Genomic DNA, 16,793 nt, shown 5'->3' on the forward strand with positions numbered 1-16,793 from the left:
AGATTATGCAACAAACTGGTTGTGGCATTACAACCATGAAAGACCACACCAAGCAAACAAAGGAAGGCCACCTCTAATGGCTGCTTAACCTCTACTTTTAACTTCGGTTATTTATGGGAGGATTACCCTTTAATAAAGCTTTCTTGCAATATATAAGCAGCTGCTTTAGCGATATCACGCTCAGATGTTGGTTTTTTAGTTGGCATATCAAAAACTCTCATAAGTGATAATTTTAAGCATGTTTTTAACCACTGCATAAAAATAGACCAAAAATTAAGCTTTTTTAGTTTTACAGATTCGAAAATAAATAGTAATAATTCATGAATAGTAGCCGAAGCTACCATTCATGAATCCAAATCATACTATTTTAAAAAACTAATTCGATGCCTGCACCATATTTCCATCCCTTTTCAGACTCTGTTGCCTCTTGCATAGAAGTGGCTTTCTGTCCTTTTTCATATTGGTAAGCAACATCAATGAAAGGTTTAATTCGCTTAGTAATCTCATATCGGGTTTTGATACCAGTTTTTAGTTCTGATAAACCTGATTTTGCAGCATAGTTAGAATCATCGCTAAATATTACATCTGCTTCGATATAAGGTTGAGTAATAAGTTTCTGAGTTAAAAGCAAATCACGTTCTAATTCAAAACTTGCTCCCCAAAAATTATTCTCACCGCCATAAAGATATGCTTGTGTTTCAAAGAAATAAGGAGCTAGACCTAATATACCAATAACCCCATCCACTCGATCGCTGCTGCTGTTATTTTTATCTTCACTATATCTTACCCCAGCTTGTACATCCCAAAATGGGGCTACGTTACGGCTATAAAGTGCTGATACAGCATATTCTGGATCATTACTTTCTGACTTTTCCGAATTGGCTTCAATAAATAGACGATTTTCATCTGTCCCAATCAAAGTTTCAAACTTCGTTCCTAGTGTACCCTTACCATCTTCATCAACTATCCATGCATTTTCAAGTTTTGTTGCTTGATAAATTTGTCCGCCATGTTCTTTAAGATGATCATCATGAGATGGGGCTGATCTCTTTCTTGCGGTCAGAATAATATTATCTCCCCCATTTGCATTTTCCATTGAATAATATTCTGGATACAATTCTTGGGGGCTATATCTTAAGCCACCAGACTCCTGTAATAAGACTCTCATACCATTTGTAATATTACTTTCTTGTTCCGAAGTGCTGCTATTAGCAAAAGTTAAGTTTGATATACTTATTAATGCAATTGATAAGACTGTTTTTGAGAAGAAATTCTTAGTGATTTGCATGTGGATTTACTCCCTTCTCATTTATTGGGGGCTGAGCAACAATATTTTTTGAAACACTATCTTTGTCTACTTGGGCTACAATGAGTTTATTCATCATTCCTGCACTCATATGGTAAAGCAGGTGACAATGAATAGCCCACTCACCTAACTCATCAGCTGTGAGTAGAGTGGTTATCGTTTTCCCAGGTGGAACAATTACCGTATGTTTGTTTGGCATATTGCTTGGATCCTGACCATTCTCAAGCTGCATAAACATGCCATGTAAGTGCATTGGGTGAGCCATCATACTGTCATTGACAAATTTTAAGCGAATACGTTCACCATACTTCACCACTAGTGGGTCGGCTTCATTAAATTTTTTACCATTTATTGTCCAAATATAACGCTCCATGTTTCCACCAAGACGGATCTCTATTTCACGTTCAGCTGCACGAGTGTCTTTTTGAGGATCTAACGATTGCAAATCACTATATTGCAATGCTTTATTACCTTCAGGTGTTGAAGCATTTGCCCATCCAAATACGGTATTATCATTCTTGTCTGAAGCCGCCTTAACAGTAGCGCTATTCATCGGCATATCATGATTCATACCTTTCATAGAAGACATATCGTGATTCATGCCTTTCATAGAAGACATATCATGATTCATATCTTTCATTGAAGACATATCATGATCCATACCTTTCATAGAAGACATATCGTGATTCATGCCTTTCATAGAAGACATATCATGATCCATACCTTTCATAGATGACATGTCATGGCTCATCCCCATATCTTCCATAGTTAATAAAGCACGAGGGCGAGATTTAGGCATCTCAATTTGTTTGACTGCTGGGCTGCTTTCTTCATGTAATGTTCCCACTGAAAAACCGGTACGATCAATAGATTCAGCTTCAATTTGGTAATGTGCTTGTTTTGGTTCCACAATGACATCATAGGTTTCAGCAGTACCAATACGGAACTCATCTACAGGAACGGGCTTTACAGGTTGACCATCAGCACTGACTACAGTCATTTTTAGGTTTGGAATGCGTACATCAAAGAATGACATAGCGGAAGCATTAATAAAACGAAGGCGAACTTTTTCACCAGCTTTGAAGTTACCGGTCCAGTTTTGCTGAGGTGTTTTGCCATTCATTAAAAATGTATAACCAGTCACATCGGACATATCTGTTTTCAACATCCGCATCCGATTCCACATAGAGCGGTCTTGCCAAGTTGCCTTTAATCCATCACGTTTAACTTGTTTTAATACATCGAATACTGTTTCGCGACGGTTCTGATAGTAATCTGCTTCTTTTTTAAGATTTTTCATAATTTGATCACTTGTTGAATTATGAAAATCAGAAAGCAAAACAACGTAATCTTTATCGGTTTTTTCAGCAGCTGTTAGTGGAGTTTTATCTTTAGGATAAATAACAAAAGCACCATATAAACCGTCTTGTTCTTGTCCTTTACTATGTGAATGATACCAATAAGTACCATTTTGGCGGACTTTAAACTTATATTCATAAGTTTTATTAGGGGCAATGCCATTAAATTTGTTAAATCCAGGTACACCATCCATAATTCCAGGTAATAATAAGCCATGCCAATGGATTGAAGAGTCCTGATTTTTTAACTTATTGTGAACACGGATAACGGCCTCATCACCTTCTTCAAATTCAAGAAGTGGTGCAACGAATTTACCATTTACAGTAATTCTCTCAACTGGTTTTCCTGTGATATTTACAGTTTGTTCAGCGATTGTTAAATCATATTCTTTAACTGCCGCCATTACCCAAGTTGATGAAAATAAACCAACTCCAATTAAGAGTATATGACTTAACTTTTTTGACATTCTATCTCACCTTTAGAAAGGTCAAGATTGAAGTAATAAAGCAAATATTTAGTATAAACTTTAATACTTCTTTCTCGCTATTTATAAAATTATTTATTGCTACCAAGCATATTCATCTTTGAATGATCCATTTTAGAATGGTCCATATTCATCATAGAATGATCCATTTTTGACATGTCAGATGAGTTAGGAGACTGATGTTGACTATGATCTTGCTGAGTCTTGTCATCTTTTTCCATTTTACAAGGTTTTGTACAAGGTTCCTGTGCTTTTACCGTTTTAGTGGCACTTGAGGTTGATACATCTTTTGCCCCAGGATTGAGTACCAGCAATTAAAGTTCCAGCACACATTAAAATTGTTAGACTACGACGCACTACAGTTTTCATAAGTTTCTCTAAAAGTTAATTTCTTGCTACTACAATAAAGTGAAGCACTGAACATCTAAGTGACTTGAAAATGACATTTTTGTAATCTATCTCGATCAGATGTTTTATAACGTTATTATAGTTTTAATGAATAACTTAGGATTCTGAGATGAGAATACTATTAGTTGAAGATGAACAAAAAACTGGTGATTATCTCAAGCAAGGTTTATCCGAAGCTGGCTATATTACGGACTGGGTTACAGATGGGTTAACGGGTAAACATCAAGCTCTTTCTGAAGAGTATGACTTAATTATTTTAGACGTGATGTTACCTGGACTAAATGGTTGGAATATTATCAATGATATTCGTAGCAGCGGTAAAACAATGCCCATTCTTTTTCTTACCGCCCGAGATCAAATCGAAGATCGAGTAAAAGGATTAGAGCTAGGCGCTGATGATTATTTAGTTAAGCCTTTTGCTTTTGCAGAGCTTCTAGCTCGAATAAAAACGCTCCTTAGACGAGGGCAACAAAGAGAAGATAATAATATTATTAAGATTGCTGATTTAGAACTTGATTTGAGAAAACGTCGGGTAACACGAGCAGGTCAACGCATTGATCTGACGGCTAAAGAATTTGCGCTTATGGAGCTTTTTATGCGTAGAAGAGGTGAAATTCTACCAAGAGCACTTATTGCATCTCAAATTTGGGATATGAACTTTGATAGTGATACAAATGTAGTTGAAGTCGCTATTAAACGATTAAGAAATAAAGTAGATAGTAATTTTACCCCTAAGTTAATTCAGAATATTCGAGGAATGGGGTATGTATTAGAGGTAGAAGATGAATAATAAATTATTCAAATCTATCAGTTTTCGTATTGGTATTATTTTCTCATTATCGACTATATGCATTCTCATTATGATGGGGTTTTTCATCCATAAATTAGTGATGCATCATTTTGAAACGCAAGATCGTACCCAATTAGAAGGTAAAATCCAGCTTATTCAGAATCTTCTCCAACAGCATCCTAAAAATTCTCCAGAACTTGATCTATATTTGAAAGATGCTTTAGTTGGACACCATGATCTTATGGTCCAAATAGAACGACCGGCAGGTCAGATTTTATTTAGTTCAACACCTTCAATCATTAATACTCAACAGTTAATCAAGTCAGCAAATAACCCTTGGATTAAATGGAAAATTAAGAATAAGACCTATCGTGGCATGATCTACAACACGGATATAAACAAAAATACTGAAATACAATCTGTACGCATTATTGTGGGGATCGATACATCTGAACATCTACATTTTTTAAATGATTTTAAGCGTCAACTTTTTTACATTGGTTTAGCCGGTACGATTTGTTTAATGTTTTTAGGCTGGTTTGCAACCTGGAGAGGTTTAAGACCCGTGCAAAAAATGGCTAAGGTCGCAGAAGGCATTTCTGCCCAACATCTTTCAGAACGTTTAGAAGTTGAGCACACACCAACAGAACTAAAATCATTAGCAATTGCCTTCAATGATATGCTCGACAGACTAGAATCAGCTTTAGAAAGGCTTTCCGATTTTTCATCTGATTTAGCGCATGAAATTAGAACACCGATTAATAACTTAATGACTCAAACTCAAGTATGTCTTGCCCGTAAACGAGATACCAGTACCTATCAAGAAGTACTATTTTCTAATTTAGAAGAATTAGAACGTTTGGCTCGAATGGTATCCGATATGCTTTTCTTGGCAAAAGCAGAACATGGCCTAAAATTACAGAACTTACAGAATATTGACCTGGTTAAAGAAGTTACAGCCTTATTTGATTTCTATGATGCGCTAGCTGCCGAAAAAAATATGACGCTTCAACAAACAGGATCTGGAAATGTCAAAGGTGATCCTGCTATGTTACGTCGAGCACTCAGCAATCTATTATCTAATGCAGTTAAATATGGAAATAAGAATTCTACAATACGCATAAAACTTCAACAGAATTTAGATAACACAATATTTTCAATTGAAAATGAAGGCCCTGAAATCTCTCCTGAACAACTATCCAGGTTATTTGATCGATTTTATCGAACAGATGCATCTAGACAAAGAACAGAAGAAGGAACCGGCTTAGGGCTCGCGATAACAAAATCTATTCTTGATATGCTTGGGGCGACCATCCAGGCTGAATCCCTCAATGGTCGAATCATTTTTACCATTGTTTTTCAAAGTGAATCCATGCAAGGGGAATCATTTTAACTCATTTTTTGAACATCTTCCATTTACCCGAGTTGACCTTACATAAAGCTCAAACTGAGAGCCAGAGCTACGCCAGCACCTATCATGGCAATTGTGTAGCCAAATATGATAGCTCGGCCAAACTGTGCCCCCCTGTCATCCATGCAATTGTCGCTTTGCTTAACATGTTGCTCAGTGTGGCCAGCCCTAGCGCGACAGCAGCGACATTTGTTGTTAAGCCTTCAGTACTATGCAGGCGGGCAAGTGAGACTAAAATAGCATCTACGTCTGCTAGCCCAGAAATAGTCGATAATACGAAGATGCCGCTGGTGCCCAACCATTGTTTTGCTGCCGGGACCAAGACTGCCATGACAGCCAGGAAAGCAGCGAAGCTGAATGCTGTCCCAAGATCAAAAGGAGCCATTGCTTCTATTGTTCGATCGTTGTTTTCAGCGCTGGTAATTTGGCGTTGTCTCCACAATGCCATACCCAGCAGAAGGATTCCCGCAATCATCATTGCACCACCAAAAGTGCTTAGCAATGCTGGCTCAATGACGCCTATCAGCACAACCATACGAAAAAACATGATGCCACAGGCAGCCAATGTTCCAGAAATAGCAGCACTGACCATGACGGGGTGCTGGCGTGTATAGCGTGCCAGTGCGACAGTTGCAGCTGTAGAAGATGCCAAACCACCCAATAGACCTGTCCAGAATATGCCTCTTTCTGAACCGGTAAGCCGCATGGCAAAATGACCTGCCAGAGAGAGTCCGGCAATCAGGATCACTGCCCACCATAACTGGTAAGGATTTAATGCAGCAAAAGGTCCCAGACCCGTATTGGGTAAGTAGGGTAATATAACGACAGAAAGTACCAGCAACTGCAGGGATGCGGTTAATTCACGATGCTCTATCAAGCGTAGCCAACCGTGTAAGGTTGGCTTGAGATCCAAAAATACAGCGACGATTACAGCCGCGGTTAATGCTAAAGTAACATTACCATGGGATGCATATGCACCTAAAACTAATGTCAACAGCATCGCGATCGTCGTGGTAGCGCTTAGATTACCGGAAAGTTTTGCGGTACGCGCGTAGGACACTGTTAATAATAAGGAAAGCCCTAATACGGCCGCGACCAGCGGCCAAGGCCCGAAGTTTGGTTGTAAATGACCGAGCACTCCTCCGAGCAATCCTGTCAATGTGAAGGTACGTAGGCCTGCTACTCGGCTGCCCTCGGGCAATTCACGATCGTGCCATCCTCGTTCTAAACCAATGAGCAGGCCGATGGCAAGTGCTGCAATAAGACCTGGTACATCTGGTGGAAGAAAAGAACTCTCTATCATAACTTTTTATTTCGCAGGCGAAGGGCATTCGTGATGACTGAAGCTGAACTCAAACTCATAGCCAAGGCGGCAATCATCGGTGACAACAACCAACCGGTAAATGGATATAGTACGCCAGCCGCGATAGGGATACCCAAAGCATTGTAAAGGAAAGCAAACATGAGGTTCTGTTTCATGTTGCCAACAGTAGCTTCCGAAAGTGAACGGGCAACCGCGATACCGCGTAAATCTCCCTTGACCAAGGTAACTTGAGCACTATTCATTGCGACATCAGTTCCGGTCCCCATAGCGATACCGACATCAGCCTTGGCTAGTGCTGGTGCATCATTGATGCCATCACCAGCCATAGCCACGATGCGACCTTCCTTCTGCAATTTGCTGACCAGTTCTAGTTTATCTGCGGGTTTGACTTCGCCATGTACCTCATCAATGCCTAGACGTGCTGCGACTGAACGGGCAGTGGTGAGACCATCTCCTGTTGCCATCACGATACGTAGACCCGCTTCCTTCAGGGTGGCAAGTGCTTCTGGGGTATTTTTTTTGATGGGATCGGATACTGCAAGCAGACCGGCCAATTCACCATTGATGGCTAGATGCATCACACTTGCACCTTCCGAACGCAGCTCTTCGGCTTGCGGAATCAGAGATTGTACCGAGATACCCAATTGCTCCATCAGTGCTGTGTTGCCCAAAGCTAACTGACGATCGCCCACTTGACCTCGAACACCAATCCCTGAGCCCGATTCAAAATTATCTGGTGTTTCAAGAGACAGGCCACGTTCGTGTGCTGCGTTTACAATCGCTTCGGCTAGCGGGTGTTCACTGCCTTGATCAAGACTGGCGGCTAAACGTAATACTTCAGATTCGTCAAAATCTGATGCGGCAACTACACGATCGAATACAGGGCGTCCTTCAGTTAACGTACCTGTTTTATCGATGATTAGTGTGTCAATCTTGCGTAGATTCTCAATGGCTGCTGCATCACGGAACAGCACACCATGAGTAGCACCTTGACCCGTCGCAACCATGATAGACATTGGAGTTGCCAAGCCTAGTGCACAAGGACAGGCAATAATGAGTACTGCCACAGCATTGATTAATGCATAAACCCAGCTTGATTCTTCTGGGCCGAATAGTCCCCATCCAAAGAAGGTAAGCAAAGCAATGGTCACTACAGCCATGACGAACCAACCTGCTACCTGATCAGCCATACGTTGCATTGGTGCTCTCGATCGTTGAGCTTGCGCCACCATCTGTACGATCTGGGATAACATGGTACTTGAACCAATTTTCTCTGAACGCATGATCAATGAACCATTGGTATTCAGGGTAGCTCCAATGACTTTATCGCCGATACGTTTAGTGATAGGTAAAGGTTCACCTGTCAGCATCGATTCATCCACTGAACTACTTCCTTCAGTGATTACACCATCCACAGGCACTTTTTCACCTGGGCGAATTCTGAGTAAATCTCCTACATGGACATGCGTTAGAGGAACATCTTCTTCAGTTCCATCAGGCAGGATTCGGCGAGCTGTTTTAGGAGCGAGCCCAAGGAGTGACTTAATTGCAGCAGAAGTTTGCGAACGTGCTTTTAACTCCAATATTTGTCCCAGTAGGGTCAATGAAATGATGACCGCTGAAGCTTCAAAGTAAACAGCGACACGACCCATGGAAATAAATGAGTCTGGGAAGATTTGCGGTGCAATGGTTGCGACCACACTATAAATAAATGCAGCTCCAGTGCCCAAACCAATCAGCGTCCACATGTTCGGGCTGCGATTCACAACCGATTGCCAACCCCGGGAAAAAAATGGCCAACCTGCCCAAAGTACAATTGGGAGTGACAACACCAGTTCAATCCAGCTCTGAACCGCCATATTGAACAGGTTCATTTGATGACCAAACATCGCCAAAAAAGTCACGATGATGGTCAATGGCAGTGTCCACCAGAAGCGTCGGCGGAAATCACGTAACTCCGGATTCTCATCTTCCTCTAATTCAGGAATGAGTGGCTCCAGTGTCATTCCGCATTTAGGACAGTTTCCAGGATGATCTTGTTTAATTTCTGGATGCATTGGGCACGTATAGATGATCGTGCCTGTTGTGCTTGTCTCATTAACGGATTGAGTAGTCTGATGATGCTGTGTATGTGCATCGGCAGTCGTCGTTGCGGGTTTAGCGATATATTGCACCGGGCTGCTATGAAACTTTGATTGACATTTATCACTGCAAAAAAAGTAAGTTTTCCCCTTAAATTCCTCATGGTATTTCGATTCTTCAGTGACGGTCATACCACAGACTGGGTCTTTCAGTACGTCTGTTGTAGCCTGTGCCATATGGTCCTGGTTATGATTTTTTTGATCTGACATAAATAATTCTCTTATGGTAAAGTGGTTTTATGGCCGAATTTTGGAATAAATCTCGGAGTCTGTTGAGCATAGCTGTCATAGACAGCGCCAAACTGTTTACTCATTTCAGCCTCTTCCTTAATTGCCAAGCGGCTGTACATTAAGAGTAGGATTGGAAACATAATCAGTGTCAGTAAAGTTGGCCATTGCAATAAAAAACCCAGCAAGATCATCACAAAAGCCACGTATTATGGGTGACGTATACGTGCATAAGGGCCTGTGATCGCTAAAGAATGCTGACGTTGCTCGTTGTACAGCACGTGCCATGACGTTGATAACAGGTAAAATCCATAGCCCAAGAAAACGTAACTGGCGATATGCAAAATGCCAAAATGTGGATCACCTTTTTCACCTAATAGCGTTGACCACAAGTGACCTGCATTATGAGAAAGTAAGTCAAGTTGAGGGAAGCGAGTTTGAAGCCAACCAGATAACAGGTAAATGGTTAAAGGAAAACCATACATTTCGACAAATAGAGCAATGATAAAAGCCGAAAAGACCCCAAATGTACGCCAATCGCGCGCAGTGGAAGGTCTAAAAAAACTGAAAGCGAACATGATAAAAACTGCTGAGTTAATGATAACCAGCGTCCATAAACCATAAGCCGATTCCGCATGATTCATGATGGATCTCCTGATAAGAGCTATTTTTTGTTATCAGATATATCGGATTTTTTTTGCTGCGAGTGGTTATGCCCATGACCACCATGCATAAAAATATGCATCAGTGGACACGCTAAAAGGAATAAATAAGGCAAAGCACCGATAACGTGGGCTAAATGTTCCGTTAATAGAAAATAAGCTGCGATACCACCCAGCACGATTAGACCAATGGCATAACGTGTAGACCAGAAGTTAGGTACTGAATTATTTTCTTGGTGTTGGTGATTCATGGTGCTTTCCCCTAATTCATGGGTAACTATTTAGTTGCTGACGGAGGCATACAGTCCATCATCATCTGCATCATGGATTGCATCATGTCCATACGTTTTTCCATCATTTGCTGACGGTCAGCCATATTGGCATTCATGCTTTGGCTACCCATCTGTTTCATCATGCTTATACCTCCTTGCATGAGTTTCATGTGCTCAGCCATAAGTTTCTGACGTTCTTGCGGGTTTTTTGCAGCCATCATCTTTTCATGCATGGCTTGCATCGCTTTCATGTGCTGGTCCATTGCAGCCATTTTGTCTGGAGTCATCGTGCCAGTAGCTGTCTTTTTAACAGTGACTGTGGATGGAGGAGTATTTTCTGGGTGATGAGTTTTATGCTCTTCAGGATTTTGGGCTAATGCACCTAGAGCGGCAGTGGTTATACAAAGTGCAAGTAAAGTTTGGCGGATATAAGTCATGATATTTTCCTTCCATCAGTTGATCAGCCGATACAACCTTTAAATGAATGAAGCAAACAAATAGAGAGAGGTATTTTTCATTTATTTGCTCCACTCATTCTTTTGATGAAGTTGATCGCTGGTTATGCCACCGGTGTTTTACTTAGGTGGTAGCTGGTTATAGTCAATTTTTTTATTTCTATTGAATAATTTTATCACTTGAGTCTATTGATTTTTAAAAATGACAAAAATGTAATTTTGAAGTCATCGCCCTGTTTCTGTCTCTTACTAATAATTGAAATATAAGAGGAGATGATGTGGTCTCATTAAATATAGATTTTATAAAGTCATCTCTAATGAACTAACGAATCAAGAGGAAACGTAAATGAAATTATTTCAAAATAAAATGACTGCTCTACGTAATGTTGTAGTAGCTGCAACGATGATTGTGGCTACTACAACTACGTTCGCTCATGTGAGTTTAGTGAGTGCGATTCCTGCGGAAAATGCATCTATCCTTAGTCAACCAAAGAACTTGACCCTTAACTTTGGTGCAGAGGTTATGTTGATGAATATTAAGTTACTGGATGCTCAGCGAAGAGATGTTCCTTTAAAATATAAAGTTACTCATGACTTAAAGAAATCCTTTGATGTAGCTCTTCCGAAACTGAAAAAAGGTAAATATACCGTTGTCTGGACAACAATGGGGAAAGATGGTCACAACATGAATGGTGAATATAGTTTCACTATCAAATCAACTAAATAAGAATTGATTACCTTTCAACATGTCAGTGAGGTGCTGGCATGTTGTTCTAGAATGGACAAAAATAATGATTTCTGAATATTGGATGTGGGCCACTTGGTTAACTAAGGTTATTTTATATTTAAGTGTAGCTTTTGTCGTTGGTGGAGCCTTTTGCTATTTTTTACTTAGACAATATCTTGAACTAAAAGAATCGATTCTTAAATATATTACAATTGGCGCTGGATTAGGCCTAATTTCCAGTACCTTGGGATTTTTTATTCTGATTGGTAGTTTTGCCAATACTGGTATTACAGGTATGGTGGACCCCACGTATATTAATATATTGGTTAATACTCCGACGGGGTATATATACGTTCTTCGTTCTATTAGTTTTGCTCTTTTACTTCTTCTCATGGTGGTTAAACTTAACAGGAACAAAGGTCAGTTTTCTATAATTGGAAGTTCAATATTTTGTGTTTTACTTCTCCCGATTATTTTTAGTTTTTCCCAGCTCGGACATGTCGCTAATTTAACCTTACTTGCTCAAATTTTATTATCAATCCATATTCTAGTTATGTCGTTATGGATGGGGTCTTTATATCCGTTATGGAAAACCAGCCGGGAAATAAGTGGTTTACCTTTAAAAGATCGCATGCATGTATTTGGACGTATTGCTGCTTTCATTGTTGGGATATTAATCGCCTGTGGCGCTAGTGTAGCTCTTCTTTTAATTAAAGATTTTAATACCTTAATCAATACTGCATATGGCTATGGTTTCATGGTTAAAATGTTTTTTGTTATAGGTATTCTACTTTTAGCTGCCTTCAACAAATGGTATTTCACCCCGCGTCTTCAACATCCTAAATTCGCTAAACACCTTAGTCATGCCATTTTATTTGAGATGTTATTAGGTCTATCAATTCTATTAACAACAGGCTATATAACCACTGTCGTGGGTATTGAATAAGAGAATTTCAAAATAAGGGAATTGAGGAAATTTAACATTACTGCATTTATCTTTTGTAGCTGAGCAATAAAGTTTCTACTGGACTGCCAACTTACGACAATCAGAACAGTAAAATCGCATCATGAGGCATTATACATAAAGGTAGTCACCGGTTTTTAGCTTATCTTCAACCCATAACGGTCTCATCTATTCAGTTCACTACCATTGATTGAAATAACTAATCTTATAAATTTCAGAGTGATCGTAGATGACAAAAATGTCATTTTAAAGTCACATTAATGTTGGTTAAGTACTTTTACTGTAGTCATTAGAACACTCTTCTTTGGAATACTCTGAAGAAAACTGTAAGGTTGTAAACAGACCAAGTTACAGCGAGTAACTGATTCAGAAAAAGGCTGGTTGTATGGTGAAAGTTTAGAGTTACTGTTCTAATGTTTTAAACAAATGTTTTGTTAAAAAGGAGCAACATATGAAATTTCACATCGCTAATATGACTTGTGGTGGTTGTGCACGCGGCATTACTACCGCAATTAAAGAGCTCGACTCGAATGCCTCACTCGATATTGATTTACAAAACCGTATTGTTGAAATCAACACAACGGTGAGTCAGGATCAAGTCATTGCCACTCTCAGTGAGCGTGGATTTACAGCTGATCCTGCTTAATCTCTGTTAGAGTAACAGTGGGAATTCCTTACCACTTTTACTCTCTCTTATTTTCCTCATCGTACAGATAAAACCTGTACTTGCTTGAAATAAAAGTAATCCCTGAATTCCCCCTAATCGGCACTGTTGCAAATAGAGATTTGAGTCGATGATGTTCCCTTTAAAAAGTACTTAGAGACCGAAAACCCTGTCGATTAGACACACTTCACCCTGAGGCTGACCATAATAAAATGACGATGCTTGTCCTTTACGTAGTGCACGCATGACTTCAATACCTTTAATTGTGGCATAAGCCGTCTTCATAGATTTGAATCCTAATGTGGCCCTGATGATCCGCTTTAGCTTGCCATGATCACATTCAATCACGTTATTTTTATACTTAATCTGCCTGTGCTCAAGGTCTGGTGGACATTTACCTTCCCGTTTTAACCGTGATAAAGCACGTCCATATGTGGGTGCTTTATCCGTGTTGATCACTTGTGGAATTTGCCACTTCTTCACATTATTTAAAATTTTTCCAAAAAAACAATATGCTGATTTGGTATTACGTCTAGAAGAAAGATAAAAATCAATGGTATCGCCACGTTGATCGACTGCACGATACAGATAAGACCATCGTCCATTCACTTTTACATAGGTTTCATCAATATGCAACGAGCTCAGATCTGTAGGATTACGCCAATACCAGCGTAAACGTTTTTCTATTTCAGGAGCATAACGTTGAACCCAACGGTAAATAGTCGTGTGATCAACATTCACACCCCGTTCGGCCAGCATTTCCTGCAGTTCACGATAGCTAATGCCATATTTACAATACCAGCGCACAGCCCAAAGAATGATTTCGCCCTGAAAATGCCGACCATGGAAAGGATTCATATGCTGCACCTTTAGCTAAAACAGTCTTCAGCTTACCATTCGTGGTTATTTGCAACAGTGCCCTTACTTCAAAGCCAAAATTTTTCGGGCACCATTAAGTACGAATAAAGAAACCAGTATGCCAATGATTAAGTCTGGATAAGCTGATCCCGTCCACGCCACGAGTACACCGGCAAATATAACGCCCATATTTACGACAACGTCATTCGCCGAGAAAATCCAACTGGCTTTCATATGTGCGCCATCTTCTCGATGACCAGAAATAAGATATAAGCATGTCACGTTAGCTATAAGTGCGAGCAGGCCAATAACAATCATGAGCGTTGATTCTGGCTCGCTTCCAAACATGAATCGTCTAATGACATCAACAATCACGATAACAGCAAGTAATAACTGAATCCAACCTGCGAAATGGGCTGCTTTTATTTGATATTTCGCAGCTTTTCCGACGGCATATAGCGCAATACCATAAACGGCTGCATCGGCAAACATATCTAGAGAATCAGCAATCAATCCTGTAGACGCAGCAATAATACCGCTGATGAATTCTATAAAGAAAAGTAGAGCATTAATACCTAATAACAGTTTAAGTACTTTAGCTTGTCTCACAGGATCAGGTTCATTAGGTATATCGCCTGAAGAAAGCTGTGTTTCATCAAGTTTCGCCCCAAAACCCAGTCCTTCGAGTTTAGCCGTAATTTGCTGAATCCCTTCATTATGGAAGACTTTCAGTTTTCGATTGGGAAGATCAAAAGTAAGACCTTTAACTGCTTCAATATCTGCAAGAGCCATACGGACCATTTGCTCTTCAGCAGAGCAATCCATTTTAGGAATGGTGTAGGTACTTGTTTGCTTAGCCTGTTGATTGCTTATATAAGTTTCAGTCTTCACAAGCTTTGCACCAAAACCCAAAGCTTCAAGTTTGGTGGTTATATTTTCATCTTTTTGATTATGTAGAACCTTTAAAGAACGGTTAGGTAAATCAAAGATGAGTTTTTGAACACCATCAATTGAAGATAGCGCCATACGAACCATCTGTTCTTCCGCAGAACAATCCATTTTGGGAACTAAGTATTCACTCATGTAGTGCGAATCTTTTAAAATATCTTCAGTGCTTAAATTTTCTTTGGGATCAGAACCATAACAGGATTGAGCGGTATCTTCACAACTGTTTGAAGTGTTACAGCAAGGAGATGAAGATTTTTTTTCTTCCTCTTCACCACAACAGCTAAGCGTATTATCACAATTCTTTGAATTGTTTGCTTCTGCAATTGATGGATGATTTTCTTGTTGAGATTTCTTATCTTCGCATGGTGTTTCTTTACTACATCCACAACCACTCATAATTATACCCATTAAAAAAATTATAAACTTTGAATATTAGAATCCCTATAGTTACTATAGAGTCAAGAATCTTTGGAAATACTAACTCAATGCATTTAAAAATTGGTGAACTCTCTAAAAAAACCTCATGTTCAGTATTAACAATTAGGTTTTATGAAAAGGAAGGTTTAATTCCGGAACCGGAAAGAACGGAAGGAAATTACCGCCTTTACGATGTAGGCTATGTTGAGCGAATTAAATTTATTTTGAATTGCCGAACTTTAAATATGAGTTTGAATGAAATTCGTCAATTACTTACCTATAAAGACAAACCTGAGAAAAATTGTTCAGATGTGAATGAATTAATTGACTTACATGTCAGTGCTATCAGAGAAAATATAATCAAGCAACAAAAGCTTATTGAACAACTATCTGATTTAAGAGGTACTTGTGATGGTTTATGTACAATTGACCAATGTGGAGTTTTAAAAAATCTAGCTTGATTATCTAGACCTATGCTTTTTTCAAAAAATCGGCACTGTTGCAAATAACCACGAATGGTAAGCTGAAGACTGTTTTAGCTAAAGATGCAGCATATGAATCCTTTCCATGGTCGGCATTTTCAGGGCGAAATCATTCTTTGGGCTGTGCGCTGGTATTGTAAACATGGCATTAGCTATCGTGAACTGCAGGAAATGCTGGCCGAACGGGGTGTGAATGTTGATCACACGAATATTTACCGTTGGGTTCAACGTTATACGAATCTAAAAATGGGAGCCTATAGCTCCCATTTTTATTGTTAAACATTAAATCCTATATGTTTTCCTGTTGGAAGCTCTACATCAATACGGAGCTTCCCACCCATTGCCTCAACATACTTTTTCATGGTTGAAATCTTAAGATCATTGCCACGATTTTCTATTGCTGAAAGCGATGGCTGTTTTATTCCCAAAGTTTCAGCAAGCTCTTTTTGAGAAATTTCGAGTTCTTCACGAATAAGATGAAGCTGATTTTCTAGCAGTAATTCATCAGCCATTTTTTGAATACGGGCTTGGCTCTCTGGAGAGCGGCTAGCTAACAATTCTTGCAGAGTCTTAGCCATTAGATTTATCTCCTAGGGTAGTGAGATGAAGTTGGTATTGTTCATCTGCAATATCCAGCATGTCTTTATAAAAACGCTTTTTACCGCCTTTATCAGCAATACATAGAACAATAGCCTGTCGTAAGGGATCAAATGCGAAGAAAGCTCTTAAGGGTCTACCGCGATGTTGAACACGCAGTTCTTTCATATGGTAATCCTCCCATAAATAACCGAAGTTAAAAGTAGAGGTTAAGCAGCCATTAGAGGTGGCCTTCCTTTGTTTGCTTGGTGTGGTCTTTCATGGTTGTAATGCCACAACCAGTTTGTTGCATAATC

15 protein-coding genes and 5 pseudogenes are annotated in these 16,793 nt (G+C 39.5%); 7 read left to right on the forward strand and 13 right to left on the reverse strand.

Going from position 1 to position 16,793, the window contains the following annotated elements; genetic code table 11:
- Positions 1–122: 122 nt before the first annotated feature.
- From FTU67_RS13565 to FTU67_RS13580, 4 genes and pseudogenes are all read right to left on the reverse strand, one after another.
- Complete coding sequence (locus FTU67_RS13565; protein WP_005180724.1) at positions 123–344, reverse strand: hypothetical protein; 222 nt, start codon at positions 342–344, stop codon at positions 123–125.
- Between the two features lie 23 nt (positions 345–367).
- Entirely contained in the window at positions 368–1,288 is a 921-nt protein-coding gene (locus FTU67_RS13570) for a copper resistance protein B (RefSeq protein ID WP_104988042.1), read from the reverse strand.
- Positions 1,275–3,131, reverse strand: a complete 1,857-nt coding sequence (locus FTU67_RS13575; RefSeq protein WP_156189616.1) for a copper resistance system multicopper oxidase — start codon at positions 3,129–3,131, stop codon at positions 1,275–1,277. Before FTU67_RS13575 ends, FTU67_RS13570 begins: the two co-directional genes overlap by 14 nt.
- An 89-nt stretch (positions 3,132–3,220) precedes the next feature.
- A pseudogene (locus tag FTU67_RS13580) lies at positions 3,221–3,518 on the reverse strand (hypothetical protein).
- A gap of 148 nt (positions 3,519–3,666) precedes the next feature.
- On the opposite strand from FTU67_RS13580, the gene FTU67_RS13585 reads away from it, so the two are divergent.
- Both FTU67_RS13585 and FTU67_RS13590 read left to right on the forward strand, forming a co-directional pair.
- Positions 3,667–4,347: a heavy metal response regulator transcription factor gene (locus tag FTU67_RS13585; protein WP_004679347.1), complete on the forward strand. Its 681-nt coding sequence runs from the start codon at positions 3,667–3,669 to the stop codon at positions 4,345–4,347.
- Complete coding sequence (locus tag FTU67_RS13590; protein ID WP_004763973.1) at positions 4,340–5,740, forward strand: heavy metal sensor histidine kinase; 1,401 nt, start codon at positions 4,340–4,342, stop codon at positions 5,738–5,740. The genes FTU67_RS13585 and FTU67_RS13590 overlap by 8 nt, the downstream gene beginning before the upstream one ends.
- Positions 5,741–5,778: 38 nt before the next feature.
- Here the strand turns inward: FTU67_RS13590 and FTU67_RS13595 are convergent.
- The 5 genes and pseudogenes from FTU67_RS13595 to FTU67_RS13620 all read right to left on the reverse strand — a co-directional run bounded on the left by FTU67_RS13595 (position 5,779) and on the right by FTU67_RS13620 (position 10,822).
- Positions 5,779–7,061: pseudogene (locus tag FTU67_RS13595) on the reverse strand (MgtC/SapB family protein).
- Positions 7,058–9,433: a heavy metal translocating P-type ATPase gene (locus FTU67_RS13600; RefSeq protein ID WP_005105854.1), complete on the reverse strand. Its 2,376-nt coding sequence runs from the start codon at positions 9,431–9,433 to the stop codon at positions 7,058–7,060. The pseudogene FTU67_RS13595 and the gene FTU67_RS13600 overlap by 4 nt, the downstream one beginning before the upstream one ends.
- Before the next feature lie 11 nt (positions 9,434–9,444).
- Positions 9,445–10,095 (reverse strand): annotated as a pseudogene (locus tag FTU67_RS13610) (isoprenylcysteine carboxylmethyltransferase family protein).
- 20 nt (positions 10,096–10,115) lie between these two features.
- Positions 10,116–10,364, reverse strand: coding sequence for a DUF2933 domain-containing protein (locus FTU67_RS13615; protein ID WP_004695740.1), 249 nt, complete (start codon positions 10,362–10,364; stop codon positions 10,116–10,118).
- A 26-nt stretch (positions 10,365–10,390) separates the two neighbouring features.
- A complete protein-coding gene (locus tag FTU67_RS13620; RefSeq protein ID WP_005105848.1) occupies positions 10,391–10,822 on the reverse strand; it encodes a hypothetical protein in 432 nt (143 codons plus the stop codon).
- 364 nt (positions 10,823–11,186) lie between these two features.
- On the opposite strand from FTU67_RS13620, the gene FTU67_RS13625 reads away from it, so the two are divergent.
- The 3 genes from FTU67_RS13625 (at position 11,187) to FTU67_RS13635 (ending at position 13,177) form a co-directional block, all read left to right on the forward strand.
- Positions 11,187–11,567 (forward strand): copper resistance protein CopC, encoded by a 381-nt coding sequence (locus FTU67_RS13625; protein ID WP_004681441.1) that lies wholly within the window; start codon positions 11,187–11,189, stop codon positions 11,565–11,567.
- 64 nt (positions 11,568–11,631) lie between these two features.
- The gene (locus FTU67_RS13630) at positions 11,632–12,513 is read left to right on the forward strand and encodes a copper resistance D family protein (RefSeq protein ID WP_104988044.1); all 882 of its coding nucleotides are present in this window, start codon (positions 11,632–11,634) and stop codon (positions 12,511–12,513) included.
- Positions 12,514–12,982: 469 nt separating this feature from the next.
- The gene (locus FTU67_RS13635; RefSeq protein ID WP_004281879.1) at positions 12,983–13,177 is read left to right on the forward strand and encodes a heavy-metal-associated domain-containing protein; all 195 of its coding nucleotides are present in this window, start codon (positions 12,983–12,985) and stop codon (positions 13,175–13,177) included.
- 171 nt (positions 13,178–13,348) lie between these two features.
- Here FTU67_RS13635 and FTU67_RS13640 read toward each other — a convergent pair whose 3' ends face one another.
- Entirely contained in the window at positions 13,349–14,053 is a 705-nt protein-coding gene (locus tag FTU67_RS13640) for an IS6-like element IS1006 family transposase (protein WP_168405870.1), read from the reverse strand.
- Positions 14,054–14,116: 63 nt separating this feature from the next.
- Positions 14,117–15,397 carry a cation transporter gene (locus tag FTU67_RS13645; protein ID WP_005237495.1) on the reverse strand — a complete coding sequence of 427 codons (1,281 nt, stop codon included), beginning with the start codon at positions 15,395–15,397 and terminating at the stop codon, positions 14,117–14,119.
- An 89-nt stretch (positions 15,398–15,486) separates the two neighbouring features.
- On the opposite strand from FTU67_RS13645, the gene cadR reads away from it, so the two are divergent.
- Both cadR and FTU67_RS13655 read left to right on the forward strand, forming a co-directional pair.
- Positions 15,487–15,879, forward strand: a complete 393-nt coding sequence (gene cadR, locus FTU67_RS13650) for a Cd(II)/Pb(II)-responsive transcriptional regulator (RefSeq protein WP_000550240.1) — start codon at positions 15,487–15,489, stop codon at positions 15,877–15,879.
- Positions 15,880–15,972: 93 nt separating this feature from the next.
- Positions 15,973–16,134, forward strand: a pseudogene (locus FTU67_RS13655) (IS6 family transposase); the annotation flags it as partial.
- A 41-nt stretch (positions 16,135–16,175) separates the two neighbouring features.
- Here the strand turns inward: FTU67_RS13655 and FTU67_RS13660 are convergent.
- The gene (locus FTU67_RS13660) at positions 16,176–16,478 is read right to left on the reverse strand and encodes a helix-turn-helix domain-containing protein (RefSeq protein ID WP_001140620.1); all 303 of its coding nucleotides are present in this window, start codon (positions 16,476–16,478) and stop codon (positions 16,176–16,178) included.
- Positions 16,471–16,668: pseudogene (locus FTU67_RS13665) on the reverse strand (type II toxin-antitoxin system RelE/ParE family toxin); the annotation flags it as partial. The pseudogene FTU67_RS13665 and the gene FTU67_RS13660, both read right to left, overlap by 8 nt.
- Positions 16,669–16,793: the final 125 nt, after the last annotated feature.

Source organism: Acinetobacter sp. YH12132, from assembly GCF_013418645.1.
Taxonomy (GTDB): domain Bacteria; phylum Pseudomonadota; class Gammaproteobacteria; order Pseudomonadales; family Moraxellaceae; genus Acinetobacter; species Acinetobacter indicus.

Coding starts and splice junctions, on each gene's coding strand:
- FTU67_RS13565 (WP_005180724.1), bottom strand. CDS start 344: ATGGTAGCTTCGGCTACTATTCATGAATTATTACTATTTATTTTCGAA.
- FTU67_RS13570 (WP_104988042.1), bottom strand. CDS start 1,288: ATGCAAATCACTAAGAATTTCTTCTCAAAAACAGTCTTATCAATTGCA.
- FTU67_RS13575 (WP_156189616.1), bottom strand. CDS start 3,131: ATGTCAAAAAAGTTAAGTCATATACTCTTAATTGGAGTTGGTTTATTT.
- FTU67_RS13585 (WP_004679347.1), top strand. CDS start 3,667: ATGAGAATACTATTAGTTGAAGATGAACAAAAAACTGGTGATTATCTC.
- FTU67_RS13590 (WP_004763973.1), top strand. CDS start 4,340: ATGAATAATAAATTATTCAAATCTATCAGTTTTCGTATTGGTATTATT.
- FTU67_RS13600 (WP_005105854.1), bottom strand. CDS start 9,433: ATGTCAGATCAAAAAAATCATAACCAGGACCATATGGCACAGGCTACA.
- FTU67_RS13615 (WP_004695740.1), bottom strand. CDS start 10,364: ATGAATCACCAACACCAAGAAAATAATTCAGTACCTAACTTCTGGTCT.
- FTU67_RS13620 (WP_005105848.1), bottom strand. CDS start 10,822: ATGACTTATATCCGCCAAACTTTACTTGCACTTTGTATAACCACTGCC.
- FTU67_RS13625 (WP_004681441.1), top strand. CDS start 11,187: ATGAAATTATTTCAAAATAAAATGACTGCTCTACGTAATGTTGTAGTA.
- FTU67_RS13630 (WP_104988044.1), top strand. CDS start 11,632: ATGATTTCTGAATATTGGATGTGGGCCACTTGGTTAACTAAGGTTATT.
- FTU67_RS13635 (WP_004281879.1), top strand. CDS start 12,983: ATGAAATTTCACATCGCTAATATGACTTGTGGTGGTTGTGCACGCGGC.
- FTU67_RS13640 (WP_168405870.1), bottom strand. CDS start 14,053: ATGAATCCTTTCCATGGTCGGCATTTTCAGGGCGAAATCATTCTTTGG.
- FTU67_RS13645 (WP_005237495.1), bottom strand. CDS start 15,397: ATGAGTGGTTGTGGATGTAGTAAAGAAACACCATGCGAAGATAAGAAA.
- cadR (WP_000550240.1), top strand. CDS start 15,487: ATGCATTTAAAAATTGGTGAACTCTCTAAAAAAACCTCATGTTCAGTA.
- FTU67_RS13660 (WP_001140620.1), bottom strand. CDS start 16,478: ATGGCTAAGACTCTGCAAGAATTGTTAGCTAGCCGCTCTCCAGAGAGC.